Source organism: Bradyrhizobium sp. USDA 4510 (genome assembly GCF_054059095.1).
In genome coordinates this window covers 4,163,527-4,189,546 of record NZ_JBSSBT010000001.1, presented here as the reverse complement: position 1 = coordinate 4,189,546, position 26,020 = coordinate 4,163,527, and the positions used below count along the sequence as shown (strand labels likewise).

The window sequence follows — 26,020 nt, the reverse complement described above, 5'->3', positions numbered from 1 at the left end:
GCGGCGATATTCAAGGCCGATCGGGTACGCCTTCTAAAGCCCCACCGCGGCAATCACGATCGGCATCGTGATCGCGGCCAGAATTGTCTGCAGCGTGATGATCTGGGCGAGTAGCGGCGCGTCGCCGCCCATCTGGCGCGCCAGCACATAGGCTGACGGCGAGGTCGGCACCGCGGCGCAGGCCGCGACGATGGCGAGATTGGAGCCGGTGACGCCGAACCACATCGCGAGCGCGACCGTCAGCACCGGCATCAGCACGAGTTTGAGCACCAATGCCGCGCTGGCAGCGAGGCTGGGCCGGAAGATGCCTTCCAGATGCAGCCCGGCCCCGGTGACGAGCAGGCCGATCGCCAGCGACGAGCCGCCGAGCGCGTCGGCGACGTCATACCAGATCTGTGGCAGCGGGATGTGCGCGACATTGATGACGAGCCCGATGACGCAGGCCCAGATCAGCGGGTTCTGCACGACAGTCATCACGATGGCGCCGGTCGAACGCTTCTCGGACGTGGCATATTTCGCCAGCACGGCGACGCTGAACACATTGACCAGCGGGATGATCGCGACCATCGCGACCGAAGCCAGGGCAAGGCCTGTGCTGCCATAGAGATTGCGCGACACCGAAAGCGCGACATAGGTCTGCCAACGGGTCGCGCCCTGGAAGATCGAGGTGAAGGCGGGGCCGTCGACGCCAGCGCGCGCCAGCGGGCCGCGCAGCGCGAGGCAGAATAGCGACATCACCAGCGCCGCGAGCAGCAGCGCGCCGCCGACGCCCGCGACCGGCACCGTGGTCAGGTCGGCCTTCACCAGGGTCTGCACCAGGAGCACCGGGAACAGCACGTAATAGGTCAGCCGCTCCAGCCCGTGCCATTGCGTATCGAGCGGCATCAGCGTGCGCTTGAGGACGAAGCCGAGCACGATCAAGAGGAACACCGGCAGCAGCGCCGCGATCACCACGGCCATGATCAGCGCTCCCCGCGCAGCTTCGCGAGCCGGTCCAGCGCACCCTGCAGGATGAAGATCGCGGCGTGCTCGTCGATCACCTCGGCGCGGCGGGCGCGGCTGACGTCCATCCCGATCAGCTCGCGCTCGACCGCCGCAGTCGAGAGCCGCTCGTCCCACAGCCCGATCGCAAGGGGGGTGAGGCCGGCGAAGTTGCGGGCGAATGCCCGGGTCGATTGCGCGCGCGGCCCCTCGCTGCCGTCCATGTTGATCGGCAGCCCGAGCACGAAGCCTGCGGCGTTGCGCTCGGCCGCGATCGCGAGCAGCCGTGCCGCATCGACCTTGAACTGCTTGCGCTGGATGGTCTCGACGCCGGTCGCCAGCCGCCGGTCCGGATCGGAGACGGCAACGCCGATGGTCTTGGTCCCGAGGTCGAGGCCGACAAGCGCGCCGCGGTCGGGCCAATGCGGTGCGGCTTCGATCAGGGGAAGGATAAGGGCGGGCATGGCCTTGCGCTTAGCACGCAGTCGCGCGCCGAGGCAAAGCCCGGCGGAGGGCGGGCGTCCATGCGAAAATGCCGATCAGGCGGCGATCACCCGATCGTCGCCGGGAAGGCACGCGGCCAGTCCCTGTAGCGCGCTGTACTGATGCGCGGTGCGGCGCTGGATGAACAGCGTCTCGACACGCGCGTGCTGTGGCTCGAGCTTGTGGATATGGATGTCGCGCTGGACGTGGTCGCGCGCGACGACGGCGCGCGGCAACAGCGTCACGCCCATATCGGCGGCGACGCAGCCGACCATGCCGTCGAGCGTGCCGAACTCGAACCGGACGGCCGACGGCCAGCCGAACTCGGTAAACACCTGTTCGAGACGCTGCCGGTAAGTGCAGCCGGTGCGGAACACCAGCGCGGTCGGGCCCGACTCCGGCGTGCCGGCGCGCAGGGCGGCAAGCGATTTCCAGCGCTGCGCGGTGACGAGCACCAGTTCCTCGGTGAAGGCTGACGTCGCGATGAGTTCGGCATGCTCGATCGGGCCGGCGACGAATGCGCCGTCGAGCGAGCCGTCGAGCACGGCGGCGACGAGATCGGCGGTCGGCGCGGTGCGCAAGGTCAGGCGCACCGCCGGATAACGGCGATGAAACTCGGCGAGTAGCGTCGGCAGCCGCACCGCGGCGGTGGTTTCCATCGAGCCGATCGACAGCGGACCCTTCGGCTCGCCATCGTCGCGCGCGGCGAGCACGGCTTCGCGCGACAGCGCCGCCATGCGCTGCGCATAGGGCAACAGGCGGCGGCCGGCGCCGGTCAGCGACATGCCGCGGCTGTGGCGCTCGAACAGCGCGGTGCCGATCTCGGCCTCCAGCGCCTTGATGCGCTGGGTGACGTTGGACTGCACGGTGTTGAGCTCGTCAGCGGCCTTGGTGATGCCGCCGAGGCGGGCGACCGTGGAAAAGGTGAGCAGGTCGGTCAATTCCATCTGGGACCACCGTTTCAAATCAGAGATGGGAGCGTTCTCTAGTATTCATTTTCACAGAATGTTAGCCCGACCTAGTCTGATTGTCCACAAACCCCGGAGGAACGCCATGTCGATCGACACGCCGCTGACTGCGCTTTTGGGAATCCGACAACCGATCTTGCTCGCACCGATGGATGTGGTCGCGGGCGCGAGGCTCGTGACTGCGGTCAGCGCCGCCGGCGGCCTTGGCATTCTCGGCGGGGGCTATGGCGACCGGCCTTGGCTCGAGCAGGAGACGGCGAAGCTCCGGAAATCGACGACCCCGTTCGGCATCGGCTTCATCACCTGGAGCATGGCGAAGCAGCCGGAGGTGTTGGACGTCGCGCTTGCAGCACAACCGCGCGCGATCATGCTGTCGTTCGGTGATCCGAAGCCGTTCGGACCGCGGATCAAGCAAGCCGGTGCGCGCCTCATTTGCCAGGTGCAGGACGAAGAGATGGCGCAGGACGCACTGGATGCCGGCGCCGACGTCCTCGTCGCGCAGGGGACCGAGGCCGGCGGTCATGGCGCGTCGCGAACCACTCTTGATGTCGTGCCGGCGATCGTTGATCTCGCCGCGGGGCGTGTCCCGGTGGTTGCCGCCGGCGGCATCGCGGACGGCCGCGGTCTTGCCGCCATGCTGATGCTCGGCGCCTCCGGTGTGCTGCTCGGCACACGATTCTACGCGAGCCAGGAAGCCGAGATCGCTGACGAAGCGAAGCGGCGGGTCTGTGCCGCCAAGAGCGGTGAGACGGTGCGTGGCATCGTCTTCGATCTGTCACGCAACAATGTCTGGCCGGCTCCGTTCAACGGGCGCTGTCTCGTCAACGATCATGTCCAGCGCTGGACGGGACGTGAGGTCGAATTGCTCCAGAATGTGAAGAAGGTTGCCGCCGACTATGCGGAGGCCAAGGCGCGCGGCGATTTCGACGTCGCCGCCGTCATCGCGGGCGAAGCGGTTGGGCTGATCCACGACGTTCCGCCGGCGGCCGAGATTGTCGACAGGATCACGTTGGAGGCCGAACAGATTCTGCGTGGACGTCGCAACTCCGTGCTCAACCCTGCGCAGGCGCCGGCTCCTGCCTGAAAAGGCGTGAATCGGAACGCGCATCGCATAAGAGACTTGAATCCGTAGCGATCGGTGATAGTTCCGCTCGCTGGCTTTCGTATCGAACCGACCCTCTCCCTTTTTGCGGAGAGGGTTCAAAACCAACAACAACCAGTTCAAGAGCAAGAAGAATGTGGCCTGATCGACGTCTAACTGATCTCTTCAAAACCGAATTCCCGATCGTACTGGCGCCGATGGCGGGCGTGATGGATGCGGAGCTTGTCATCGCAGCCGCAGAGGGTGGCGCACTCGGCTCATTGCCATGCGCGATGCTATCGGCCGAGAAGACACGCGAGCAGGTCAATATCATCCGTCAGCGCATTTCGGCGCCCGTCAACATGAACTTCTTCTGCCACACGCCGGTCGAGACCGATCGCGCGCATGAAGCGACATGGCGGCAGCTGCTCGCGCCTTACTATCACGAGCTCGGCCTCGATCCGGATGCGCCGATCAACGCGGCGAACCGCGCGCCGTTCGACGCGGCGTTTTGCGCCGTGGTCGAGGAGCTGAAGCCCGAGGTGGTCAGCTTCCATTTCGGCCTGCCGGAGCCGAAGCTGTTGCAGCGGGTGAAGGCGGCCGGTGCGATCGTGATGTCGTCGGCGACCACGGTGAAGGAGGCGATCTGGCTGGAAGAGAACGGCGCCGATGTCGTCATCGCGCAGGGCGCCGACGCCGGCGGCCATCGCGCCATGTTCCTGACCGAGAATATTTCCGAGCAGCCCGGGACGTTCTCGCTGTTGCCGCAGGTGGTCGATGCGGTGAAGGTGCCGGTGGTCGCGGCCGGCGGTATCGCTGACGGGCGCGGGATCGCGGCGGCATTCGCGCTCGGCGCCGCGGCCGTTCAGATCGGCTCGGCCTATCTGCGCTGCCCGGAATCCAAGGTAACCCCGCAGGGCCGTGTCGCGCTGGCGCAAGCGAGCGACGAATCGACCGTCATCACCAATGTGATGACCGGACGCCCGGCGCGCGGCGTCGCCAACCGCGTGATGCGCGAGGTCGGGCCGATCTCGCCGGACGCGCCGGCGTTTCCACACGCCGCGACCGCGCTCGGACCACTGAAGGCGGCTGCCGAGAAACAGGGCAAGGTCGATTTCACCAATCTATGGGCCGGGCAGGCAGTGCGGATGGGCAAGGAGATGCCGGCCGCCGAATTGACCCGCGCGCTCGCCGGCGCCGCGCTGGCGCGGATGGCGGCTCTGTCTCAGGCCTGACGCGCGGCCTCGTTCAGACCAGGCAGGCCACGTAGAGGATCGCGACCCCCAGCGCCGTGCCGATCGACCAGAGGGCGGGGTCCCAGCCCTCCGGGGGGAGGCTGCCGTTGAGCATTGACATGACGCGCTCCGAACTTTTCTGTTTGGTGGAGTAGGCGCCGTGAATGTTTCGGGACGACTTCGCGGTGGCCGCGAACTGGTTTCGTCGTGCGTTTCGCAGCCGGAATGCGTGGCAGGGTGTCTTGCCCGGTCGCCGGATGGGCGCAAAGCCCCGTTGGGCGGGCAAATTCGCGCGGTTGCGGCGCAAAACCGGCCTCTGCTATACGGCAGGCTGACCTTTCAGCCCCGAGGCCCTATATAATGTCCGTAGACGCCACGACCGTCCGCCGCATCGCGCATCTGGCGCGGATCGCGGTCAGCGACGCCGAAGTTCCCCATCTCCAGGGCGAGCTGAACGCGATGCTGGCCTTTGTGGAGCAGCTGTCGGAAGTGAATATCGACGGCGTCGAGCCGATGACCTCGGTGACGCCGATGGAGATGAAGAAGCGCGCCGACGTGGTCAATGACGGCGAGATCGCCGACGTCATTGTCCGCAACGCGCCCGACACCGTGAACGACTTCTTTCTGGTGCCGAAGGTGGTCGAGTAACGCAAGCATCGCGTTTTCGAGCGAAGTGGATACCGGTTCGCGTGAAGAAAACGCGTCAAACAAAAGCGACAAAGCTCAATGTGTCTGCTGTGCGACGATGAGAAGGCCTACAAGGCCTATATGGACTTCCTCGATGCCATGGAGCGCAAGGGGAAGGTCGCCGATCCCAACGCGGCGATGGACGCCGTGCTCGACCATCTCGAGGCGCTTGACGCCGCCCGCGCCAAGGAAAATGCCAAAGCCCGGCATGACGACCCCGCCAACGACAAGACCCTGTCTCCGTTCTTCTGCAGCCCGATCAATAAATGACTGATTTGACATCGCTGACGATCGCCGAGGCCCGTGAGGGCCTGGCGAGCAAGTCTTTCACCGCCCGCGAACTGACCGATGCGCATCTCGCCGCGATCGAAGCCGCGCGCGTGCTCAACGCCTATGTGCTCGAGACGCCCGACCGCGCCCGCGAGATGGCCAAGGCCGCCGACGCGAAAATTGCAAAAGGCGAGGGCGGACCGCTCGCCGGCATCCCGCTCGGCATCAAGGACCTGTTCGCGACCCGCGACATCAGGACCACTGCGTGCTCGAATATCCTCGGCAATTTCATTCCGCCCTACGAGTCGACGGTGACCTCGCAGTTGTGGCGCGACGGTGCAGTGCTGCTCGGCAAACTCAACAATGACGAATTCGCGATGGGCTCGTCGAACGAGACCTCGTGCTTCGGCCCGGTCACCAACCCGTGGCGGCGCGAGGGCTCCAACACCACGCTGGTGCCGGGCGGCTCGTCCGGCGGCTCGGCTTCGGCGGTGGCGGCTGCTCTCTGCATGGGCGCGACCGCGACCGACACCGGCGGCTCGATCCGCCAGCCCGCCGCGTTCACCGCAACCGTCGGCATCAAGCCGACCTATGGCCGCTGCTCGCGCTGGGGCATCGTCGCGTTTGCATCCTCGCTCGACCAGGCCGGCCCGATCGCGCGCTCGACGCGCGATGCCGCGATCCTGATGCGCTCGATGGCGGGGCACGATCCCAAGGACACCACGTCGGTCGACATCGCCGTGCCGGACTACGAGGCCGCGATCGGCAAGTCCGTGAAGGGCATGAAGATCGGCATCCCCAGGGAGTATCGGCTCGACGGCATGCCGGCCGAGATCGAGAAGCTCTGGAGCGAGGGCGCGCAGTGGCTGAAGGCCGCGGGTGCCGAGCTCGTCGAGGTGTCGCTGCCGCACACCAAATACGCACTGCCTGCCTATTACATCGTGGCGCCGGCGGAGGCTTCGTCGAACCTCGCGCGTTACGACGGCGTGCGCTACGGGCTGCGCGAACCGGGCAGGAACATCATCGAGATGTACGAGAACACCCGCGCCGATGGTTTTGGCGACGAGGTGCGCCGCCGCGTGCTGATCGGCACCTATGTGCTGTCGGCCGGTTACTACGATGCCTATTATCTGCGTGCGCAAAAGGTCCGGACGCTGATCAAGAAGGACTTCGAGGACTGCTTCGCCAAGGGTGTCAACGCAATCCTGACGCCGGCGACGCCGTCGGCGGCGTTCGGCATCGGCGAGAAGGGCGGCGCCGATCCGGTCGAGATGTATCTCAACGACATCTTCACGGTGACCGTGAACATGGCGGGCCTGCCGGGCATCGCCGTGCCCGCCGGCAAGGACACGCAAGGTCTGCCGCTCGGCCTGCAGTTGATCGGCCGTCCGTTCGACGAAGAGACGCTGTTCTCGCTCGGCGAGGTGATCGAGCAGGCGGCCGGCCGGTTCACGGCCCCTAGATGGTGGTGAGCGATGGCGGATTTCCGCGCCAGTCTCGCTGACACCGCGCCCGATGCGGCGCTGTCGCCGCCGCTCGCCGCGTTGTGGTGGGCAAAGAAGGGCGATTGGGACCAGGCGCACCGCATCGTGCAGGATGAGGGCGACGCCAATTCGGCCTGGGTGCATGCCCATCTGCATCGCGTCGAAGGCGATCTCGGCAATGCCGGCTACTGGTATTGCCAGGCCGGCCAGCCGGCCGCAAAGGACACGCTCGAGGCCGAGTGGGAGCGGATCGTAGCCACGCTGCTGGCGCAGCGCGGCTAAAGGACGCCGGTGCGGAGGCACCGCGAGCATTAACCTTGTTTCGGCCGCCATGCCGCCGCCCAGATTGGCCGTGATAGGCTAATGGAACCGGGCGGGGGCCAGCGGCAAAAGAGAGTATTCGTGCGTGGGTCGGGCATAGGGGGATGGCTGTCAGCAATGCTGGCGGCCGTGGTGGCGGCGGGCCTTGCCGGCTGCGCCTCCGTCTACAATCTGCCCGGTAATGTGCCGCTCGGCGCCGCGCTCGCCGACAACAGCAGCGCTCGCGACATTCCGGCCTACGAAGATGATCTGCTGCTCGCGCTGTCGTTCTCCGGCGGCGGCACCCGCGCGGCGGCGTTTTCCTTCGGCGTGCTGGAGGAGCTTGACCACACGCGTTCGAGTGCGGCGGGCACCAAGACGCTGCTCGACCGCGTCGACTTCGTCTCCGGCGTCTCCGGCGGATCGGTCACCGCCGCCTATTTCGGATTGAAGCGCCGCGCGGCGCTCGACGATTTTCGCCAGCGCTTCCTGCTGCGCAACGCCGAGGAGGGACTGAAGACCCGGATCTCGCTCGGCAATATCGGGCGCGCGCTCGGCGGCGGCGTCAACGACAGCCAGTTCACCGACTGGCTCGATCAGAATTTGTTCGACGGCGCGCGGTTCGACGCACTGGCCGACGATCGCCGGCCGCGGGTCTGGATCAACGCGTCTGATATCTACAACCGCACGCCGTTCGTGTTCGGCAAGACGTCGTTCGATGCCTTGTGCAGCGACATCAGATCGTATCGTGTCGCCGAAGCGGTGGCGGCATCCGCCGCGGTGCCGCTGGCATTCGCCCCGATCGTGCTGCAAACCTATCCCGGCGGTTGCGCCGCGCCACTGCCGGCCTGGCTCGAGCGGGTGCGCAACGATCCGAACGCACAGCCGTTGCTGCGCGCCTATGCCGAGGCCCAGGCGCATTACCGCGACGGCTCGATGCGTTACGTCAAGCTGCTCGATGGCGGCCTCGTCGACAATTACGGCCTGTCGGGGCTGAGCATCGGCTTGCTCGCCGCGGAACGTCCGTACGAGCCGCTGAACGAGCGGCAGGCAGCCAAGCTGAAGCGCATCCTGTTCCTGGTGGTCGACGCCGGCCGCGGCATCTCCGGCGACTTCGTGCAGACGCTCGAAGGGCCGAGTGGCGTCGAACTGGTGTCCGCGGCCGCCGACACCGCGATCGATGCCAGCGTGCGCTCCAGCTACGCCGCCTTCACGGCGCTTGCCGAGGACTGGTCCGGCAAGCTGAAGCGCTGGCGCTGCGGGTTGTCGGCGGCGGAGCGCAGCCGGCTCGGCGTCGGCGCCGGCTGGAAATGCGGTGACGTCGCGATCTATGTCGAGCGGCTCGGCTTCGACCGCCTCGGACCGGACCGCGCCGGCATCCTGAACGCCATCCCGACGCGGTTGTCGCTGCCGCCGGAGCAGGTCGACCAGCTGATCGCGGGCGGCGCCGACGCGCTGCGCTCGAGCAAGGCCTACCAGCAGTTCCGGCGCGGGCTCTGATCCCGCCGCAGGCGACGGCGGCGGGCCGCAAGAGGACAGGAAGGCGGCTTGACTGGCGCGATTGGTTGCGCGAAGCCCAATCCATCCCAGATATCCTTTATCCGGAAACCGAGATCCATGACCGCATCTGCCGCCCCGCACAAACTGATCAAGAGCGCCACCGGCGATTGGGAGGTCGTGATCGGCATGGAGATCCATGCCCAGGTCACCTCGAACGCGAAGCTGTTCTCCGGCGCATCGACCGCGTTCGGCGGCGATCCCAATTCCCATGTCTCGCTGGTCGATGCCGCGATGCCGGGCATGTTGCCCGTGATCAACGAGGAGTGCGTCCGCCAGGCGGTGCGCACCGGTCTCGGGCTGAATGCGCAGATCAACCTGCGCTCGGTGTTCGACCGCAAGAACTATTTCTATCCGGACTCGCCGCAGGGCTACCAGATCAGCCAGTACAAGTCGCCGATCGTGGGCGAGGGTGAGGTGTCGCTCGAGCTCGACGGCGGCCGCAGCGTCACGATCGGGATCGAGCGGCTGCACCTGGAGCAGGACGCCGGCAAGTTGCTGCACGATCAGTCGCCGACGATGTCCTATGTCGACCTCAACCGTTGCGGCGTTGCGCTGATGGAGATCGTCTCCAAGCCCGACATCCGCGACGCCGAGCAGGCCAAGGCCTACGTCACCAAGCTGCGCTCGATCCTGCGCTACCTCGGCACCTGCGACGGCGACATGGAGAAGGGCAATCTGCGCGCCGACGTCAACGTCTCGGTGCGCCGTTACGGCGAGACCGCGTTCGGCACCCGCTGCGAAATCAAGAACATGAACTCGGTCAACTTCATCGGCCAGGCAATCGAGTACGAGGCGCGGCGTCAGATCGAGATCATCGAGGACGGCGGCTCGATCGACCAGGAAACCCGGCTGTTCGACCCGAACAAGGGCGAGACCCGCTCGATGCGCTCCAAGGAAGAGGCGCACGACTACCGGTACTTCCCCGATCCCGATCTGTTGCCGCTCGAGTTCAGCCAGGCCTTCGTCGACGATCTCAAGGCGCAGCTGCCGGAACTGCCGGACGAGAAGAAGTCCCGTTTTATTACGGGCTTCGGCCTGTCGCCCTATGATGCGAGCGTGCTGGTCGCCGAGCGCGAGAGCGCGGAGTTCTACGAGACGGTGCTGTCGGATCTTGCCGACAAGGCGCGCGACGGCAAGCTCGCCGCCAACTGGGTGATCAACGAATTGTTCGGTCGTCTCAACAAGGAAGGCGTCGAGATCGCAGCCTCGCCGGTGTCGGCGGAGCAGCTCGCCGCGATCGTCGACCTGATCGGCGAGGGAACGATTTCCGGCAAGATCGCCAAGGACTTGTTCGAGATCGTCTGGCAGGAAGGCGGCGATCCGCGCGCGCTTGTCGAGGCGCGCGGCATGAAGCAGGTCACCGACCTCGGCGCGATCGAGAAGGTGGTCGACGACATCATCGCGGCCAATCCCGACAAGGTCGAGCAAGCGAAGGCGAAGCCGCAATTGGTCGGCTGGTTCGTCGGTCAGGTGATGAAGTCGTCGGGCGGCAAGGCGAACCCGCAGGCGGTCAACGACCTCTTGAAGTCGAAGCTCGGCATCTGAACAACAGGACAATGATGTTGTCCTTGGCGCATGATCCAGCCGGATCATGCTCCCTTGCATGCTCCTTTGCCGTCACCTTCGGTGTCGTCGCGCGCGCGTGAACGTGGCGTGATCCTGCCTCACACCCTCCGTTCGTGGCGCGCCGGCGCCACCGGCGCCGAATCGCAGAAGCCGCGATTCGTTCGCAAATCCGGTTCGGATGACCTCAAACGAGGCAAAAGCCGTCTTTCCCACGAAAATTTTTTCGTTGCCAAAAATTACGACTCGGCGTCGGCGACGTGCCGCTTTTCGTCTTCGCTCGCGACTCAGCGCAACGACGATCTCGCGTCGATCGCTTCAATGCGAATTCAAGAAAAGCCTACAACAGAAGGCATTTCCTGCAACGTTGACAAATGCCGATGTCGGCGGCTGTTGCACTTCTTGCATCGTCGCGTGAATGAAGTGTCGATTTGAACGGCGGCGCGCGCGGTGCGCGTTGCCACCGCTGCGTCAACACTTCCTTAAGCGGGACACTGTTTTTTTCGGTCTGTTGGTGTATTCGGGAAGTAGTGCATATCGATTCCCGAGTGCACGCAGCGAAGTAGAGCCATCTCACATACTGGAGGGCAACATGGCTAAGAAGGCAAAGAAGGCGAAGAAGGCGAAGAGCGCAGTGAAGAAGACTGCGAAGAAGACCCGCAAGGTCGCCAAGAAGAAGTAAGCCTCTCGCCTCGAGAGGATTGCCGGCGGCTTGACGCCGGCACGTCGCGAGAGCCAGCGGACGGACTGCTGAGAGGCACATCCCACCCCCAAGGCTCTGGCTGACGAAAGAGGGTGTCGGCGAGACATCAGGTCAAACGGCTGGATCGAATTTCGGAGAGGGCAACCTTCCCAAAACCGGTCCGGCAGAAGAAACAGAGATTTCTTCGTTCGGTGCGGAGCCCGCTTGGTTCCGCAATTTCACCGGCGAGAATGCCGAGCTGAAATCTGGTCCTGACGTGTTCGCCGACCCCCTCGTTCCGGCGGCCCGCGCAGTCCGCGCCCGGCAGCCACTTTCCCCATCCATCCCCGTTCCGGATCGACGTTGGGCCTGACGGCCTCGCGTTGCTTTTCTCTGTGCACCCGACCGCACGCCGCTCCGCGGCTCGTCCATGGTCGCGCCGTCCCTCCGTCAATTTCGAACTGATTACCTGGTGGGACCCGCCGGCGCCCGCGGCCAATGTCCGCCATGGTTATCGTTGTCCCAAACACCAGGGTAAACCGGCGTTCACGAATGCAAGGAAGTGCCTGCGGCACAGGCACTTCTGCGATTCCTCGATGCGCCCTCGGCGACGCCGATTTACATCCCGTTCATCGCGATACTTAAACCGCTCTTCAAATTTGATGGGCCATGATCATCCCAACAAGCCGGCAAACGGCACGCGGTGATCCCGAGGATCAGCGCGGGGCATGATCAAGAGATCGGCCCGGGCATGATCAAAGATCAGCCAGGGAATGACAGGGTAGTTTCAACAGTGGACGGGGGCCGCGCTCGGGGGAGGGCGGCCAACAACAAAAAGGGGAATGAGAATGTTTCAGGGGGTCATCGATCAGGAAAGCGCTGTCCCGGTTGCCGCAACGGCGATCCAGGACGTGCTGTTCGAACGTGGCATGTATTGGGCGAGCGGCCGCTCCGGTGTGGTCAACCTCGTCGCGGCGCACAAATGGTTCAACCTGGCGGCGCTCAAGGGACGTACTGACGCGATCGCGCACCGCCGCGAAGTCGCCGAGCAGATGTCCGATGTCGAGATCGCGGCCGCCCAGCGTGAAGCCCGCGCCTGGATGACGACGCACTAAGCCAACCGATGTCGATGGGAGCCTCGGCTCCCTCGCTCCACCTAGAACCAGTATCGCGCCGCGTAGACCACCGTCATCAGCGCTCCGGCCACGATGACGAACTGCCGGACGATGTGGCCGGGAAGGATCCGGATCAGGAAGCCTCCGGCATAGCCGCCGATCATGGCGCCGAGCAGCATCGCCAAGGTCTCTGGCCATCGCACCGCTCCCTGCAAGATAAAGATCAATGTGGCAGCGAGCGACACGCACGTCGCGAGCAGGTTCTTCAACGCCTTGATCGCCCTGATGTCGCCGGGCTCGGTGATCGACAGCACCGCGGTCAGGATGACGCCGAGACCGGCGCCGAAGAAGCCTCCATAGATGCACGACAATCCCAGGACAGCACCGCTCGCGCTGGTCGAGGGCAAGGCCGCGGCCTTGTGGCGCTCGACGGTCCATCCCTGGATCTGCGGCGCGAAGCCGAACAACAGCGTTGCAAATGCGATCAAGGCCGGCACCGGCAGCAGGAACAGCCGCTCGGGAAGCAGCAACAGCACGCCGGCGCCGACCGCGCCGCCCACCGTGGCGATCACGACGAAGCTGATCGTGCGCCGCGTCGGCGGCGGCAGCTTGCCGCGATCGGCGAGCGCCGCGATCAAATGCCCCGGCGAGATCGCCACCGCATTCGACGCGTTGGCGATGACGGCCGGCAGGCCCGCCGCGAGCATCGCCGGAAAGGTGATGAGTGTGGCGCCGCCCGCCAGTGCATTGATGATCCCTCCGGCGACCCCGGCCGCCAGCAGCAGAAGACTTGTCTGGGTATCCATCCTTCACCCTCTTGAGGGTGAGCAGGCTAGCGGGCGGCGCGCCAATCGGTCTGGAACGTCTGTGACGTCACTTCAGCCGCGCCAGTAGACGCCCGGCGTCGTGCCAAAGGTGCGGCGGAACAGCCGGGTGAGGTGGCTCTGGTCAGAAAAGCCCGCATCGGCCGCGGCTGCTGCGATCGGCTCGCCGGCGCGCAGCAATTGCCGGGCAAGATTGAGGCGGGCCAGCCGGCGGAAGGTATGCGGCGGGATGCCGAGCTCGCGGCTGACCATGCGGCTGAAGCCTTCGCGGCTTCGCCCGAAGCCGGCGGCAATCGCTCCGATCGGCGCGACGCTCTCGGTCAGCGTGATGCCGAGCTTCGTCTTGTCGGTGCACCCGGCGGGGTGGGACGGCGCGCACGACAGGATGTCGTCGGCGATCTCGCTGACGTGCCCAGGCGAGATCTCGTCGACGTTCCGCCAACGCTGCCCGAACCGGATGATCCGCACCGATGAGCAGACGCGGCCGGCAGGAACGTAGGCGTTCAGGCAGGCCGTTTCCTCGTCCGACATCGTCATCGGCGCATGCAGCATTCCGGCCGGAATCAGCGCGGCATGGCCGGCGGGCACGGTGACGGTCGCGCCGCCGATGCGAAAGGCGCGCGACCCTGACAGCACCAGCACGATCTGGTTCTCGTCATGGAAGTGCGGCTTGAGGCCAAGCGAGCCGGCGCCGCGCCACGATGCCAGCTCAACGATGTCTTCCCTGTCGGCTCGCCGATAAGTCCAGGCATTGGTCATGGCGAGGCGAGCGATCACGGAGGTCTCGAAACGATGGGGCGGTGATCTCCGAGCGTAGCACGGGGGTCACCGACCGTCATGAGGGCCTCACGCCTGCTCAACCGAGGCGATCGGCGAGGCCGTTCGCATGGTCGCCATTGCAATGAGGGCGGCGACGAGGTTGGCGGCCGCGCTGATCGCCACCGGAATGAAGTAGCTGTGGCTGATATCGTAGGCGAAGCCGGCGGCGCTCGGGCCCAGCAGCGTGCCAACCGCGACGCTGGTGTAGAGGATGCCGATGATGCCGCCGACATTGCGGCCGCCGAAATGGTCGGTGACGACAGCGGGCAGGATCGCGACCCAGCCGCCATAGAACAGGCCGAACAGCAGCGCGAAGACCGTGAGCGACCAGAAGGTGCCGGCGATCGCCCAGATCGCCAGCGAGACGGCCATGCCGAGATACATCGCGACCAGGAATGCATCGCGGCCGACGCGGTCGGCGATGCCGCCGAGGAAGAACCGTCCGGCCGTGCTGCCGACCCCGATCATCCCGAGCAACAGTACGGCCAGCGTCGGCGCCACCTGATGATCGACCGCAAGCGGCACGAGGTGCACGAACGGCACGAACACCCCGAACGCGCTGATCAGGCAGGCGGCATAGAGCCCGGCGAAGCGGGCGGTCCGCACCGCGCCGCGGATCGAGACGCCCTGGCGGAGCGGCGCGCCCGAAACCGTCTCGAGCGGATCGCCGTCCGGTCCGGTGCCGTACCGGCGCGGATCGTCCGCGATCAGCAGCGATGCACCGATCCCGGCGACGGCGGCGACAACGCCCAGCACGACATAGGCATCGCGCCAGCCGAGGCTCGTGATCAGCCAGGTCGCGAGCGGCGGCATCACCAGCGTGCCGACCCCGATCCCGCTGACCGCGAGGCCCGACGCAAAACCGCGCCGGCTGACGAACCAGCGCTGCACGGCGCCCAAGGTCGGCACGTAGGCGCAACCGACACCGGCGCCGATCCCGATGCTGTAGGCGGCATAGACCTGGAGGATGGTCTGCGCCTGTCCCGCCAGCACCATGCCGAGACCGACCAGCGCCATTCCGAGGCCAGCGAGCCTGCGTGCGCCCCAGCGATCGGCAAGCGGACCGGAGATCATCCCCAGGCCGAAATACAGGAAGCCAGCGAAGGAGAACACCAGCGATACCGAGCCGCGCGAGGCGCCGAACTCCCGCTGCAGGGACTCGACGAAGGACGAGAATGTGTAGGCGCTGCCGAAGCCGATCAGCGTCACGACGAAGGCTGCTGCGACGACGTACCAGCCGTAGAACGGTCTGGCTCGTTGATAATCGGCGTGCATGACGGCATTCCTCATGATCGTTCTCCCTGTGCCGCATGACCACCGGCCTTGCTCGGCGGGTTGAGCAGCATCTGCGTGCAGCGAAACAGCGCGATGGTCTTGCCTGTCGCCTCGCTGCGGATCTCGGCGTCCCACACCTGGGTGGAGCGCCCGGCGTGAACGAGGCGCGCCTCGCAGCTCATGCCGCCTTCGCGCGCGGCGCCGATGAAGTTGGTCTTCAACTCTCCGGTGGCGAAGCCGATGGCGCCGTCCGGCAACGACGCGAGGCAGCCGAACCCGCATGCGGTATCGGCCAATGCGACGATGCTTGCGCCGTGCAGCAGCCCGTGCGGCGAGAAGTGTTTTGCGGCAATCTCGAAGCGGCCGCGGATGTGGCCGCGTCCGGCTTCGAGCCACTGAAAGTCCAGCAGGCCGGGCAGGCTGCCGGCTTGCGACGCGTTGATGCGCTCGACGAGCGGGCCGGTCTGGCCGCCGGCAGCGATCTCGCGGAGGCCGAGCTTGCTTGCGACCTCGGTCATGGCTTGGCTCCATCAAGAAAACGGAGCCGTCGGGAGCGGCAAAGAAGGTTAGAAAATCTAAGTTCCATGATTTCGACTTTCTCTGCGTTGACGCGGCTTTCAGCATCGGATTAAGCTGATAAGGCGCCCGGGACGCCGAGTTGGCAAACCAGATTTGCTGGGCAATTCAGATTAGAAAATCTAAATCATGGAAAGCCGGCTTCCACCCCTGAACGCGCTCAAGGCGTTTGAATCCGCTGCTCGCCATCTCTCGGTGAAGCTCGCGGCCGAGGAGCTATGCGTGACGCCGGGCGCGGTCAGTCAGATGCTCAAGACGCTCGAAGCCGATCTCGGCGTGAAGCTGTTCGAGCGGGTTCCGCGCGGCATCTATCTCACCGACGCCGGCCGCGACTATCTGCCGTCGATCCGCAACGCGTTTCGCCAGATCGCGGATGCCTCGCGCCGCGTCGCGGCATCGGTCGATGTCGGTACGCTCACGGTGAGCGTCACGCCGTTCTTTGCGTCGGCCTGGCTGGTGCCCCGCATGGCCTCGTTCCAGGATGCGCATCCCGAGATCGATCTGCAGATCGTCACCAGCAACACAGTGGTCGATTTCTCGCGCAGCGGCGTTGACGTCGCGGTGCGCCACGGCCTTGGCCGCTATCCGGGGCTGCGCAGCGACCGCGTCGTCACCGTGGAGATGGTGGCGGTGGCATCGCCGTCGCTGGTTGAGCGACTTGGCCGGCCGGCATCTCCGGGCGAACTCGCGGGCTGGCCGCAGGTGCATGACGCCGATCGCAAGGGGTGGAGCCTGTGGTTTCAGGCCAACGGCATCGCGGAGGTTCGCACGCCGCGCGGACCCTCGTTCGATGACAGCGGCCTTCTGCTGAAGGCCGTGCTGACGGGGCAGGGCGCGGGCCTGCTGCCGGCCGCGATGGTCGCAAATGAGATCGCGAGCGGCGAACTGGTCCAGCTGCTCGAGACCGCGCATCTGGAGGAGTTCGCCTACTATCTCGTCTGTCCCGACAACCGGCAGTCGCTTCCGAAGATCGCGGCGTTCAGGGAATGGATCCTGGGACCGGAGGCTCAGTCGGCGGCGGAGCACTAAAGCGCGACGAAATTATGCCAGGCCGAGCAACGGACTCTGCTTCACCTCGCCCCGTGTGCGGGGAGAGGCCGGATCGCATGGAGCGAAGCGCAATGCGATCCGGGTGAGGGGGAATCTCCGCGAGTCTAACTCGAAGTTGTTTTGCGGATGCAGCCCCTCACCCCAACCCTCTCCCCGTAAGAACGGGCAGAGGGAGCACAGCGGCAGTGGACGGCTCACCGATAGAACGCGTTGGGCGGCACGCCAAAATGCTTGCGGAACATCGCGCTGAAGGCGCTCTGGCTGGCATAGCCGGCATCGAGCGCGACATCGATCACGCGGGCGCCGCGCGCGAGGCGTTCGAGCGCGAACAGCAGGCGGGCCTGCTGACGCCATTCGCCGAACGTCATGCCGGTTTCCCTGGCGAACAGACGATGGATGGTCTTCGACGTCAGCTTCAGCCGGCGCGCCCATTGCTCCGCCGTGGAGCCATCGTCCGGGTGGGCCACCAGCGCGGCGCAGATCCGCGCGAGCCTTTCGTCGCGCGGCATCGGCAAGTGCAGCGGCAGCACATCGACTTCGCGCAGCTGGTCGAGCAGCACGCGCATCAGGCGCTCATCGGAGGTCGCGGGCGCATAGTCCAGCGGGACGCGCATCGCGGCGACGAACAATTCGCGCAGCAGCGGCGAGACCGCGAACACGCAGCTGGCCCCCGGCAGATCGGGAGCCGCGTCGGCGTCCACGAACACGGTGCGGATCTTGACCGCGCCGCACATCCGGACCTCGTGCGCGAGATCGGCCACCAGCCACACCGCACGGTTGGGCGGCACCACCCAGGTGCCTTCAGCGCAGCGAACGACCATCACGCCTTCGATCGCATAGAGCAGCTGGCCGCGCGGATGCGCGTGCAGGCCGGTCGACGCGCCGCTCGGATAGTCGATCTCCATCGCCGCCATCGGCCGCGCCGTGGCGTGATAGTCGAGGTGCCGTGTGGTCAGCTCGTCCAACACGTCTTCATCTCGCATGTCCCAATCTCACTAGGTGAGGTCATTCTAGCGTGAGACGGACGTTAGCGCGACAGGTAGTTGCTGGAGCGTCCTTCACCAACGCGCTGCCGGGTCATGTTCAAGCAGAAAGTCGCACTTCTCTATCCCTTCGTTGCCATCGTGCTGTGGGCGGGCAACGTCATCGTCTCTCGCCTCTCGGCGCACACGATCGGTCCGCAGGCGATCACCTTCTATCGCCTGCTGGTCGCGATGCTCTTGATGTCTCCGTTTGTGGCGCGCGGCGCCTGGCGCAATCGCCGTGCGATCTGGCCGCATCTCGGTCCGCTCGCGATCCTCGGCTTCCTTGCGATGTGCCTGTTCCAGAGCCTGTCGTATCTGGCGGCCGAAACCGCCACCGCGACCAACATGGCTGTCTTCACCGCGCTGACGCCGCTGTTGACGGTCGCCCTCAGTGCCGCGCTGCTCGGCGAACCGCCGACGCTTGGCATGATCTGGGGCGCACCGCTGTCATTTGCGGGCCTCGTCTACCTCGTCAGCGGCGGCGACTTGTCGTCGCTGTTGCAGAACGGCGTGCATGCGGGCGACGCGCTGATGCTGCTGGCCGCGATCGCCTATGCGCTGTACGGCGTGCTGCTGAAACGCTGGAATCTGCCGATCACTGGATGGCAATCCACCTACATGCAGGCGCTGTGCGCGCTGGCCGTGATGTTTCCCGCGTTCCTCGCGACGCCGGCGCCGCTGCGTCAGGTCAACGCCGAGACTTTGCCGCTGATCGTGTATGCCGGTGCGCTCGCGTCGGTGGTGCTGCCGTTCCTCTGGATCCGCGGCGTCGCGCAGCTCGGCCCGAACCGCTGCGCGATCTTCATGAATCTCTTGCCGGTGCTGACCGCTGTGGCCGCGATCGTGATGCTCGGCGAGCCGGTCAGGCCATTCCACGTCGTCGGCGGCGGCCTCGCGCTGCTCGGTGTCGCCTGCGCGCAGGCCTTGCCGCGGCCGCTAAAGACCGCGATCGGTGCGCGATAACGAAGTGACGGATCGCCGATCTCGCTGTTTTGATCGCATGTGAGAAGCCAGGGCAGAATACAGCGCTACGCTCGGCGATCACCTGTTCGGTGAAACGGAGTGATCGCGATGCGTGTTGTCTTGCGTGTTTGCTTGCCTATTTCCTTGGCCTTGGCGTTGCCGCTTGCGATGCTGTGGAGCTCGGTTGCCGGCGCCGCAACGGCGCATCATCGTCGCGTGCGACAGCACCTCATCATCCGTCCAAGTGAACAGGTCGTGTCTCCGGACCGGTACGTATATCCGGGCTTTGGCCCGATCCCGCCCGGCGAGAACCGAAACCTCGATCCATCCACCCGCGGCAGCGGCTGACGTCGTCGCCGCCGCACTGATGCTTCATCGCATCGATCGCTCTGCCCGCGTGCAAGGAGCTGGTCAAAGACCGAGCTATGCTGCGTCGGTCACCAGCTTGTGCTGAGATCTCTCGGCGACGCGCTTTTCGAGCGTGGCAATCGTTCCCTTGAGATTGGCGTGCCGCTCATTGAGCGACCTTGCCAAAATCGGATACCTCGCGTCCGATCGGTCATAAATTCCCACGCGCGCTTCTTCGGTCGCGATGTCGGCTTCGATCTGCCGGCAGGCCAGGACGAGATCGGACAGCATCTTGCTGACCGTCGACTCGCGTCCGCCACGTCCGCCAGCTGTCTCAAAACGATGATGCATGTTCATTTGCGTGCTCCGAATGTCTGAGTTCGGCACACCGAGAACAGCTGGCGCCGAACTATTCACGGATACATCGCAAGTTCCCTGCCAGTTGGGGGTCCGTAAGAATACTGTCGGGGCGGTGCGGCGCGGCGTGTGCCGCCGGCTGGCGACAGTCTGATGGCTCGGACTAGGTGGTGTGGACTCTAAGGATTCCCTTTTAGGCGCAAATCAGATTCAAGGCTGCTTTTGGGGAGGCCGCCTTGGGTGTGATGGACCGCTTGGTATTGAGCGACGCGACATGGGAGCGGATGGCGCCGCTGATCATCGGCCGGCCTGACCAGAAGGGTTCGACCGGACGGGACAACCGGATGTTTGTGGAGGGCGTACTTTGGATCGTGCGCACTGGCTCTCCCTGGCGTGATCTTCCGGAGGTGTTTGGAGACTGGAACAGCGTGTTTCGGCGCTTCAGTCGATGGAGCATCAAGGGGGTCTGGTGGCGCATATTCGAAGCGATGTCCGGTGATCCGGACTTCGAGTATCTGATCGTCGACTCCACCATCGTCCGGGCGCACCAGCACGCCGCTGGGGCGAAAAAAGGGGGTCTGAAGATCAGGCGATCGGTCGCTCGCGCGGTGGCCTGAGCACCAAGATACATATGGCCGTTCGCGGCCTGGGATGTCCCGTACGGTTCAAGCTCACCGCAGGTCAGAAGAGCGACGTACCGCAAGCCGCCGAATTGATCGAGGGATTACCTGCCCAGGTCGTCATGGCGGATACGGCTTATGACGCCGATCACTTGCGCCAGGCGATCGCTGCCAAAGGCGCGCTCGCCGTCATCCCCAACAACCCGTCACGTGCGCTCAAATATCCGCTGGACAAGCACCTCTATGCCCAGCGTCATCTCGTCGAATGCTGCTTCTCAAAACTCAAGCAGTTCCGCCGCGTCGCAACCCGCTTCGAAAAGACCGCCCGAAATTACCTGGCCGTCGTTACTCTCGCAGCCATCGTCTTATGGATGCGATAAATGTCCACACCACCTAGTCTCGCCGCCACGCCGGAACGCAAGCACCCAGCGTGATGCGCTTGTAGTCTCGCGCGGCGTCCTGATCTCCCGCCTGTTCGGCAAACCTGACCGCTGCTTCCATGTCTTGAGCGGCGGACGCGCTGTCGCAGAATTGGCTGCGAATTTCAGCCCGGTATCGATATGCCCTGTAGTTCATCGGGTTGTACTGAAGCGCAAGGTTGTAGCTGCTTTGCTCCTCAGTGGCGCCTCGGCGCGCTTCATCCGACTGACTGCCGAAATTGGTTTGGCGATTGAGCGCCTGGAGTGTCCCGAGCTCCGTGTAACGCAGAGACATCGCACCGAGACTGGCAGGAAGTGCGTCACCCGACGAAGAAGGTTGCCTCGCCGAGGTACGTTCAATTTCGATCTTCTTGTACTTGATTGCGTTGCCGTAGTCCCGCAAGCCTTGGAAGGTGCTCGATATTTCGCCGGTGATCGACGCAAGATAAGCGGTCGAGAGGCGTCGATCGCTCAGCAGGTTGAGACACGCCCGTATCTTTGCCTGCGCAGGCAAGACGTCGCGGCATTCCTTGTCAACCACACGCCACTCGTCCCGCGAATGCAGCGTCGGCGCCGTCTGCGCAGCAGGCAGAAGGAGAACCAGCGCGAAACAGATCGCTGACCTGAGACCGCGACTTGGGCCATCCATCTATTTCTTCGCCTTCAGCTCGAGCTCGACCGGCCGACGGATTCTTCGCGCGGGCGCCTTGATCATTTGATGCCAAATAATCAAGCCGAGGGAAAGCTGACGCGGTTCATGGATGGGCCTAAAAGTGGGGCCGTTCGTGACTGGGAAAGACCGAACGGCCCCAGCCGGCCCGTAGTGCCAAAATGGAAGAAATAGGCCGGCGCTCCAGTTACGGAGTCGCCGGACAAATGGTTTCACCAGAGCCAATTGACGTCGCTACCGTACGTCCCCAATGCGGCTGCTTGCTATGAACGGGCGGGGTCGGCTTGACGGCAGGTCGTCAGGACAAACGCTGCCTTGCTACATTGCCACTCGCTGCCAAGCGCAGCGCTCGAGACCGGCCGCGGGGCAGCAGCGATCGCCAGCACAACAACCATGCAAGCCAGCGAAGTTGCGACCACGAGCCTGCCTGCCTTGGATGAGAAGCGCTGCCGTAACCAGGGACCCAAGTCGGCGGATCGGCGAAGCTGGGCGTTACGCAGAACCTGGTCGGTATCCTGGAAGTGGATGCCACTGTCTTGCTGCATGGCTTTACCCCGGAAATGTTCAGGTGAAATAAACAATGCGGGGATGGTGGGCGCGGTTTGTTGCGTGCTCGCTTCGCGGAGCCGGGAATGATGTTTCATTCACGCGGAGGTGACAACCGGTCCAGGCCAGGGGCCGATGCCGGCATTCCTCCAGGACGACCCTCTTAGGACCGCCGCTCAAGAGTGAGTAAAGGGCTGCTTTTTCTGCGGCTTATGGACAATACCGGGCGAACAAGAGAACTGGAAAATACTTTCGAAGTCACAGTCAGCGGTCGCACGCCAATACCGTTTTGGATGTGGGCGATTGCCTCGGCGGTCCCCCATTTCGGATGGAGCAACGGCGAAGGCGCCATCAAAGGTGCGGCGCTCGCCGTGTTGTTCGCTGGCCTGCTCGATAGGCCGCTTCCGGATCGTCTGCCCGGCTGGGCAACCGACTGGATCTGATCGAATCCCCAAAAAGTACGCCGCCGGTCTCAAAAATACACGCCCGGCGGCGTTTCCTTCCTGAACTGGGACACTGAAATCCCCAGCACGGTCCAGAGTGCAGGCACTATGCCATCGCGGTTCGCGCCGGGGCAGCTAAGTACCCATGTCGCGTCGCTGGATTGCTTGACCTAGATCAAACCCCACGACCGAAAAACAGCCTCGCATGCGCTCCTCCTGTAATTTCAATGGAGGGTAGCATGGCAGTAGTCGTGCAGTACGTGGTCAAGCCGAATCCAGGCGGTGACCTCGCAGGAATACTCGAATTGGCAAAGGAGAGTGCCGCGCTTTGGCGCAAGCATGGTGGCAAACCAAGGTTCTGGTCTGTCGCCGTCGGTGAAGCCGGCAATTTCGTTTTCTCAGTAAATTTTGAGACGTTTTCGGCTTATGGCGCGGCGGTTGACAAGCTGAACGCCGATCCAGCTTTCCAGACCTGGCAAGCGAAGAGATTGAAAGCGGGCTTGACCACTCTTGTGCGCGCGAACATGGCAATCGAGATTGAACTTTAAGGGAGCGCCGTGCAGCACGCCAAAAGTACGCCGCCGGGCTCGAAATGGCATTGTCCCGGCGGCGTTTCTTTATCCAGCCTTGGTCATATTTGCAGTAACGGTCGAACTGATCGCCGTCTCAAGTTTCGGAAAATCGGCGCGATTCTGAGAGATGAATTTGACCATGCTCTCGCACGAGGTTGTCACCATGTCTTAGGCACGACCTGTTACCCATGTCTCCGGGCTGGACAAATAGTTGGCTGGCGGAGACGGAGGGATTCGAACCCTCGATAGGCCTTTACAAGCCTATAACGGTTTAGCAAACCGCCGCCTTCAGCCACTCGGCCACGTCTCCAATGGCGCCGATATGCCCGAGAGGGCGCTGAGCCGCAAGCGGCAGATTCAGATTGCGCCAAGGTGATTTGAGGGCAGCTCGGCCGCCGGCCGTCCCCAAGCCTTTATAAACCGCGCCGATCGGCTCGTATCGGAGCGCGCGGTTGCTTAAAATGCAAGATATAACAATAGATTAGCTGGATCTTTGGTCGAGGCTGGAAGCTGCGGTCGCCCAGCCTGTTGAAAACCGGTTGCGCCGGCTCATTCCACGCTGGCGCCGCGTCGCAAATCGGCCTCGATCTGCAATTTGGTGCCGCCGCCGAACCGGGCGCGATAGACCTGCAGGTTTTCCATGATCCGCTGGACGTAGTTCCGCGTCTCCGAGAACGGAATCAGCTCGACCCAGTCGACCGCGTCGACCTTGGGATCGCGCGGATCGCCATAGCGCTCGATCCACTTCCGCACGCTGCCGCGGCCGGCATTGTAGGCGGCGAAGGTCAGGATGTAGGAGCCGCGATAGTCCTCGAGCAGGCCGCCGAGCTCGGCGGCGCCGAGCATCGCGTTGTAGACCGGATCGGTCTTCATCCGGTTGAGGTCGAAGCCGATGCCGGCGCGCTTGCAGACGTAACGTCCGGCGTCCGGCGTCACCTGCATCAGGCCGTAGGCCTGGGCCGGTGACACCACCGCAGGATTGAACGCGCTCTCCTGGCGCGCGATCGCGTAGACGACGCTTTGCTCGACCTCCGGCCCGACCTGGCGGAACGAGGGGATGCCGTTCACCGGATAGGCGTAATGGTCGAACGGCAGTCCGCGGTTGAGCGCGGCCTTGCCCATCAGCAGCATCCCGCGGGCATCGCCGTGGCGCGCGGTGAGCTCGCCGAGGCCGGCAAGGGCTTCCGGATCGCCATTGTCGCCCATGTCGCCGAAGATCGGGATCGCGAGCTCGCGCGCGTCGATTTCGTAGAGCAGCGCCACCGCGCGTACGATCTCCAGCCGCTCGGCGCCGCGGCCGCGCGGCGCGCTGTTCAGCTCGATCTGCGGCAGGCCGAGCTTGGCGCGCGCGAGCTGGCCGTAATAGCTGGTGGACTGCTCGGCCGCGCGTCCGTAGGCGGCGCGCGCCTCCTGGCCGCGGCCGGCGGCTTCCGCGGCGCGGCCCTGCCAATAGCCGGCACGCGCCAGCGCGGTCGGATTAACGCTGCCGACGCCGATCCGCGCGAAATGCTGGGCGGCGAGGGCGGGATCGTTGAGGAAGCGCAGCGCGATCCAGCCCGAGGTGAATTCCTGCTCGGTCTTGTAGATGTCGCGGGCCGGCAGCGCCGCGTCGCGCGCGATCAGATAGGCGGTACGAAACTCGTTGGTGTCGATCATCTTGCGCGCCAGCAGCCGGCGCTCGATCCACCATTCGTCGACATTGTACAGGCGGGAAGCTTCCTTCGGTGCGCTCAGCATCAGCCGCGCGGCCTCGGAGAATTTCTCCTCGCGGCGGAGCAACTGGATCCTGGCGAACAAGTAGCCGGTGTCGCCGGAGAGTTCGCTCGGCACGGCTTCCAGCAGCGCGCGCAGGTTCGAACCCTTGCGGGTGGCGGCGATGCGTGCCTTCGCGAGCGCCACGTAGCCGGAGCCAAGGCGTTTGGCTTCGCGCATGCCGGCGGCCTCGTTGTCGGTGCCGTACAGCATGGTGTCCATGCGTGCCTTGTGGTCGCCGGCAGTCAGGAAGGAGCCGAACAGCTCGAGCGCGGTGTTTTCGGTGTCCTCGCTCATCCCGTCGTTGCGCCAGGCCTCGCGGACCAGGCGCTCGGCATTGCCGCGGTCGCCGCGTCCGATCATCACCTTGGCGAGCGCGAGCCGGCCCTTGGCCGAGACCGGCGATTCATTCTGGAACCAGGCCCAGACCGCGGAGTCGTCGCGGCGGTCGTCCCACAACGAGGCCTCGATGCGACGACGCAGGAAGGTCTGCGACGGCCAGCTCGGATTGGCATCGAGGAAGGCGCGGTAGCGCTCGACCGAGGCGCCGTTGTCCTCGCTGCGCAGGATCAGCCATTCGGCAAGCTTGCGCGCGACCGGATCTGAGATCGAGGCCTCGGCCTCGGTGGCGTCCGCCGGCTTGCGCTTGCGCAGCAGCTCGACGACGCTTGCAAGCGCTTCCTTGTCCGACTGCGACGTCGAGGATGTCGCGGCCACGGCCGCAGGCAGCACCGGCTTGCGCGCGATCGGCGCGGCATGCTGGCGGGTTGCCGGAACCAGTGCGGGCGCGGGCACCGACCTGTTCGATACAGTTCCCGTTGCAGCCGGAGCGGCGGGCTTGGCCGCGGTGGTCTTGGATGTGTTGGTCTTGGACGTGGTGCCCTTGGATTCCGTGGGCTTCGGAGCCGTTGCCTTGTGAGCTTCGGTCTTGGCGGGAGCGGCCTTGGCTCCGTCTGTCTTGACCGCGCCGGACTTGGACGACGTTGTCTTGTGAGCCTCGGTCTTGTGAGTGTCAGTCTTTTCAGCGTTGGTCTTGGCAGCGTCAGTCTTGGCGGCGCCGGGTTTGATTGCCGCTGGCTTTGAAGCCGCCGCCTTCGGAGCCGTGGACTTCGGCGTGGTCTTGGAGGCGGCGCCCTTGGAAGCCGCGTCTTGGGCAGCCGGCTTCGCGGTTGGAGCATCCTCGGCGGCCCAGGCATCGGCCGTGATGGCGGCAAGGCCGACAACGAGCGCCAGGCTCGTCGCCAGCGCCGTCGACCGCAATGTGCCTGCACGAACGGAACGGATCACAGAAGTCCTCTGCGGCCCCGAATCATTTGGTCGTTTGGGCCATGGGTTCTTATTTGATTGAAAAC

General features: G+C 64.9%; 26 protein-coding genes and 1 tRNA gene. 15 read left to right on the top strand and 12 right to left on the bottom strand.

What is annotated here, in order from left to right; all coding sequences use genetic code 11:
- Positions 1 to 33: 33 nt before the first annotated feature.
- From ACVMDN_RS19245 to ACVMDN_RS19235, 3 genes are all read right to left on the bottom strand, one after another.
- Positions 34 to 960: an AEC family transporter gene (locus tag ACVMDN_RS19245; protein ID WP_253623786.1), complete on the bottom strand. Its 927-nt coding sequence runs from the start codon at positions 958 to 960 to the stop codon at positions 34 to 36.
- A 2-nt stretch (positions 961 to 962) separates the two neighbouring features.
- Entirely contained in the window at positions 963 to 1,445 is a 483-nt protein-coding gene (ruvX, locus tag ACVMDN_RS19240; RefSeq protein ID WP_253623787.1) for a Holliday junction resolvase RuvX, read from the bottom strand.
- Positions 1,446 to 1,520: 75 nt separating this feature from the next.
- Positions 1,521 to 2,411 (bottom strand): LysR family transcriptional regulator, encoded by an 891-nt coding sequence (locus tag ACVMDN_RS19235; protein ID WP_253623788.1) that lies wholly within the window; start codon positions 2,409 to 2,411, stop codon positions 1,521 to 1,523.
- Here ACVMDN_RS19235 and ACVMDN_RS19230 point away from each other — a divergent pair.
- The 10 genes from ACVMDN_RS19230 to ACVMDN_RS19185 all read left to right on the top strand — a co-directional run bounded on the left by ACVMDN_RS19230 (position 2,380) and on the right by ACVMDN_RS19185 (position 12,409).
- Positions 2,380 to 3,516: an NAD(P)H-dependent flavin oxidoreductase gene (locus ACVMDN_RS19230; RefSeq protein ID WP_309144632.1), complete on the top strand. Its 1,137-nt coding sequence runs from the start codon at positions 2,380 to 2,382 to the stop codon at positions 3,514 to 3,516. The two genes, ACVMDN_RS19235 and ACVMDN_RS19230, sit on opposite strands and share 32 nt — an antisense overlap.
- A gap of 152 nt (positions 3,517 to 3,668) precedes the next feature.
- On the top strand, positions 3,669 to 4,748 hold the full coding sequence (locus ACVMDN_RS19225) for an NAD(P)H-dependent flavin oxidoreductase (RefSeq protein ID WP_076834440.1): 1,080 nt from the start codon (positions 3,669 to 3,671) through the stop codon (positions 4,746 to 4,748).
- 360 nt (positions 4,749 to 5,108) lie between these two features.
- Positions 5,109 to 5,396, top strand: coding sequence for an Asp-tRNA(Asn)/Glu-tRNA(Gln) amidotransferase subunit GatC (gene gatC / locus ACVMDN_RS19220; RefSeq protein ID WP_057020773.1), 288 nt, complete (start codon positions 5,109 to 5,111; stop codon positions 5,394 to 5,396).
- 78 nt (positions 5,397 to 5,474) lie between these two features.
- Positions 5,475 to 5,705 (top strand): hypothetical protein, encoded by a 231-nt coding sequence (locus ACVMDN_RS19215; protein ID WP_057020772.1) that lies wholly within the window; start codon positions 5,475 to 5,477, stop codon positions 5,703 to 5,705.
- Entirely contained in the window at positions 5,702 to 7,177 is a 1,476-nt protein-coding gene (gene gatA, locus ACVMDN_RS19210) for an Asp-tRNA(Asn)/Glu-tRNA(Gln) amidotransferase subunit GatA (protein WP_253623789.1), read from the top strand. The genes ACVMDN_RS19215 and gatA overlap by 4 nt, the downstream gene beginning before the upstream one ends.
- 3 nt (positions 7,178 to 7,180) lie before the next feature.
- A complete protein-coding gene (locus ACVMDN_RS19205) occupies positions 7,181 to 7,471 on the top strand; it encodes a hypothetical protein (protein WP_456835064.1) in 291 nt (96 codons plus the stop codon).
- A 156-nt stretch (positions 7,472 to 7,627) separates the two neighbouring features.
- Positions 7,628 to 8,989, top strand: a complete 1,362-nt coding sequence (locus ACVMDN_RS19200; protein WP_310885880.1) for a patatin-like phospholipase family protein — start codon at positions 7,628 to 7,630, stop codon at positions 8,987 to 8,989.
- 117 nt (positions 8,990 to 9,106) lie between these two features.
- Complete coding sequence (gatB, locus tag ACVMDN_RS19195) at positions 9,107 to 10,594, top strand: Asp-tRNA(Asn)/Glu-tRNA(Gln) amidotransferase subunit GatB (RefSeq protein WP_456835065.1); 1,488 nt, start codon at positions 9,107 to 9,109, stop codon at positions 10,592 to 10,594.
- Between the two features lie 30 nt (positions 10,595 to 10,624).
- On the top strand, positions 10,625 to 11,047 hold the full coding sequence (locus ACVMDN_RS19190) for a hypothetical protein (RefSeq protein ID WP_141341872.1): 423 nt from the start codon (positions 10,625 to 10,627) through the stop codon (positions 11,045 to 11,047).
- A gap of 1,095 nt (positions 11,048 to 12,142) precedes the next feature.
- A complete protein-coding gene (locus tag ACVMDN_RS19185; protein WP_021078341.1) occupies positions 12,143 to 12,409 on the top strand; it encodes a hypothetical protein in 267 nt (88 codons plus the stop codon).
- A gap of 41 nt (positions 12,410 to 12,450) precedes the next feature.
- On the opposite strand, the gene ACVMDN_RS19180 is transcribed toward ACVMDN_RS19185, so the two are convergent.
- The 4 genes from ACVMDN_RS19180 to ACVMDN_RS19165 form a co-directional block, all read right to left on the bottom strand.
- The gene (locus tag ACVMDN_RS19180; protein ID WP_076834430.1) at positions 12,451 to 13,215 is read right to left on the bottom strand and encodes a sulfite exporter TauE/SafE family protein; all 765 of its coding nucleotides are present in this window, start codon (positions 13,213 to 13,215) and stop codon (positions 12,451 to 12,453) included.
- 72 nt (positions 13,216 to 13,287) lie between these two features.
- Complete coding sequence (locus ACVMDN_RS19175) at positions 13,288 to 14,010, bottom strand: AraC family transcriptional regulator (protein WP_141341865.1); 723 nt, start codon at positions 14,008 to 14,010, stop codon at positions 13,288 to 13,290.
- 69 nt (positions 14,011 to 14,079) lie between these two features.
- Positions 14,080 to 15,342, bottom strand: coding sequence for an MFS transporter (locus ACVMDN_RS19170; RefSeq protein WP_310885881.1), 1,263 nt, complete (start codon positions 15,340 to 15,342; stop codon positions 14,080 to 14,082).
- Positions 15,339 to 15,845 carry a PaaI family thioesterase gene (locus ACVMDN_RS19165; RefSeq protein WP_456835066.1) on the bottom strand — a complete coding sequence of 169 codons (507 nt, stop codon included), beginning with the start codon at positions 15,843 to 15,845 and terminating at the stop codon, positions 15,339 to 15,341. The genes ACVMDN_RS19170 and ACVMDN_RS19165 overlap by 4 nt, the downstream gene beginning before the upstream one ends.
- Positions 15,846 to 16,032: 187 nt before the next feature.
- Here ACVMDN_RS19165 and gcvA point away from each other — a divergent pair, with 187 nt between their 5' ends.
- On the top strand, positions 16,033 to 16,932 hold the full coding sequence (gcvA, locus tag ACVMDN_RS19160) for a transcriptional regulator GcvA (protein ID WP_057020764.1): 900 nt from the start codon (positions 16,033 to 16,035) through the stop codon (positions 16,930 to 16,932).
- Between the two features lie 215 nt (positions 16,933 to 17,147).
- On the opposite strand, the gene ACVMDN_RS19155 is transcribed toward gcvA, so the two are convergent.
- The gene (locus ACVMDN_RS19155) at positions 17,148 to 17,936 is read right to left on the bottom strand and encodes an AraC family transcriptional regulator (protein ID WP_456814449.1); all 789 of its coding nucleotides are present in this window, start codon (positions 17,934 to 17,936) and stop codon (positions 17,148 to 17,150) included.
- Positions 17,937 to 18,032: 96 nt separating this feature from the next.
- Here ACVMDN_RS19155 and ACVMDN_RS19150 point away from each other — a divergent pair, with 96 nt between their 5' ends.
- Positions 18,033 to 18,941, top strand: a complete 909-nt coding sequence (locus tag ACVMDN_RS19150) for a DMT family transporter (protein ID WP_057020762.1) — start codon at positions 18,033 to 18,035, stop codon at positions 18,939 to 18,941.
- Positions 18,942 to 19,364: 423 nt separating this feature from the next.
- Here ACVMDN_RS19150 and ACVMDN_RS19145 read toward each other — a convergent pair whose 3' ends face one another.
- Positions 19,365 to 19,646, bottom strand: a complete 282-nt coding sequence (locus ACVMDN_RS19145; protein ID WP_057020761.1) for a hypothetical protein — start codon at positions 19,644 to 19,646, stop codon at positions 19,365 to 19,367.
- A 236-nt stretch (positions 19,647 to 19,882) separates the two neighbouring features.
- Between ACVMDN_RS19145 and ACVMDN_RS19140 the strand changes: the two genes are divergently transcribed.
- A protein-coding gene (locus ACVMDN_RS19140; protein ID WP_139481326.1) for an IS5 family transposase occupies positions 19,883 to 20,646 on the top strand; the annotation gives its coding sequence in 2 pieces (ribosomal slippage) (positions 19,883 to 20,218 and positions 20,221 to 20,646; 762 coding nt in all).
- Positions 20,647 to 20,659: 13 nt separating this feature from the next.
- On the opposite strand, the gene ACVMDN_RS19135 is transcribed toward ACVMDN_RS19140, so the two are convergent.
- Positions 20,660 to 21,226 (bottom strand): hypothetical protein, encoded by a 567-nt coding sequence (locus ACVMDN_RS19135; RefSeq protein ID WP_456835067.1) that lies wholly within the window; start codon positions 21,224 to 21,226, stop codon positions 20,660 to 20,662.
- 857 nt (positions 21,227 to 22,083) lie between these two features.
- Here ACVMDN_RS19135 and ACVMDN_RS19130 point away from each other — a divergent pair.
- Positions 22,084 to 22,344 (top strand): hypothetical protein, encoded by a 261-nt coding sequence (locus ACVMDN_RS19130; protein ID WP_141341846.1) that lies wholly within the window; start codon positions 22,084 to 22,086, stop codon positions 22,342 to 22,344.
- A gap of 239 nt (positions 22,345 to 22,583) precedes the next feature.
- A complete protein-coding gene (locus ACVMDN_RS19125) occupies positions 22,584 to 22,892 on the top strand; it encodes a hypothetical protein (protein WP_210262909.1) in 309 nt (102 codons plus the stop codon).
- A 240-nt stretch (positions 22,893 to 23,132) separates the two neighbouring features.
- Here the strand turns inward: ACVMDN_RS19125 and ACVMDN_RS19120 are convergent.
- Together ACVMDN_RS19120 and ACVMDN_RS19115 are read right to left on the bottom strand one after the other, a co-directional pair.
- Positions 23,133 to 23,226 (bottom strand) — tRNA-Ser (locus ACVMDN_RS19120).
- Positions 23,227 to 23,465: 239 nt separating this feature from the next.
- Positions 23,466 to 25,952 (bottom strand): transglycosylase SLT domain-containing protein, encoded by a 2,487-nt coding sequence (locus tag ACVMDN_RS19115; RefSeq protein ID WP_375166565.1) that lies wholly within the window; start codon positions 25,950 to 25,952, stop codon positions 23,466 to 23,468.
- Positions 25,953 to 26,020: the final 68 nt, after the last annotated feature.

Bases quoted from the DNA above. Each gene is read 5' to 3' on its own strand.
- ACVMDN_RS19245 (WP_253623786.1), bottom strand. From the start codon at position 960: ATGGCCGTGGTGATCGCGGCGCTGCTGCCGGTGTTCCTCTTGATCGTG.
- ruvX (WP_253623787.1), bottom strand. From the start codon at position 1,445: ATGCCCGCCCTTATCCTTCCCCTGATCGAAGCCGCACCGCATTGGCCC.
- ACVMDN_RS19235 (WP_253623788.1), bottom strand. From the start codon at position 2,411: ATGGAATTGACCGACCTGCTCACCTTTTCCACGGTCGCCCGCCTCGGC.
- ACVMDN_RS19225 (WP_076834440.1), top strand. From the start codon at position 3,669: ATGTGGCCTGATCGACGTCTAACTGATCTCTTCAAAACCGAATTCCCG.
- gatC (WP_057020773.1), top strand. From the start codon at position 5,109: ATGTCCGTAGACGCCACGACCGTCCGCCGCATCGCGCATCTGGCGCGG.
- ACVMDN_RS19215 (WP_057020772.1), top strand. From the start codon at position 5,475: ATGTGTCTGCTGTGCGACGATGAGAAGGCCTACAAGGCCTATATGGAC.
- gatA (WP_253623789.1), top strand. From the start codon at position 5,702: ATGACTGATTTGACATCGCTGACGATCGCCGAGGCCCGTGAGGGCCTG.
- ACVMDN_RS19205 (WP_456835064.1), top strand. From the start codon at position 7,181: ATGGCGGATTTCCGCGCCAGTCTCGCTGACACCGCGCCCGATGCGGCG.
- ACVMDN_RS19200 (WP_310885880.1), top strand. From the start codon at position 7,628: ATGCTGGCGGCCGTGGTGGCGGCGGGCCTTGCCGGCTGCGCCTCCGTC.
- gatB (WP_456835065.1), top strand. From the start codon at position 9,107: ATGACCGCATCTGCCGCCCCGCACAAACTGATCAAGAGCGCCACCGGC.
- ACVMDN_RS19190 (WP_141341872.1), top strand. From the start codon at position 10,625: ATGATCCAGCCGGATCATGCTCCCTTGCATGCTCCTTTGCCGTCACCT.
- ACVMDN_RS19185 (WP_021078341.1), top strand. From the start codon at position 12,143: ATGTTTCAGGGGGTCATCGATCAGGAAAGCGCTGTCCCGGTTGCCGCA.
- ACVMDN_RS19180 (WP_076834430.1), bottom strand. From the start codon at position 13,215: ATGGATACCCAGACAAGTCTTCTGCTGCTGGCGGCCGGGGTCGCCGGA.
- ACVMDN_RS19170 (WP_310885881.1), bottom strand. From the start codon at position 15,342: ATGAGGAATGCCGTCATGCACGCCGATTATCAACGAGCCAGACCGTTC.
- ACVMDN_RS19165 (WP_456835066.1), bottom strand. From the start codon at position 15,845: ATGACCGAGGTCGCAAGCAAGCTCGGCCTCCGCGAGATCGCTGCCGGC.
- gcvA (WP_057020764.1), top strand. From the start codon at position 16,033: ATGGAAAGCCGGCTTCCACCCCTGAACGCGCTCAAGGCGTTTGAATCC.
- ACVMDN_RS19155 (WP_456814449.1), bottom strand. From the start codon at position 17,936: ATGCGAGATGAAGACGTGTTGGACGAGCTGACCACACGGCACCTCGAC.
- ACVMDN_RS19150 (WP_057020762.1), top strand. From the start codon at position 18,033: ATGTTCAAGCAGAAAGTCGCACTTCTCTATCCCTTCGTTGCCATCGTG.
- ACVMDN_RS19145 (WP_057020761.1), bottom strand. From the start codon at position 19,646: ATGAACATGCATCATCGTTTTGAGACAGCTGGCGGACGTGGCGGACGC.
- ACVMDN_RS19125 (WP_210262909.1), top strand. From the start codon at position 22,584: ATGGCAGTAGTCGTGCAGTACGTGGTCAAGCCGAATCCAGGCGGTGAC.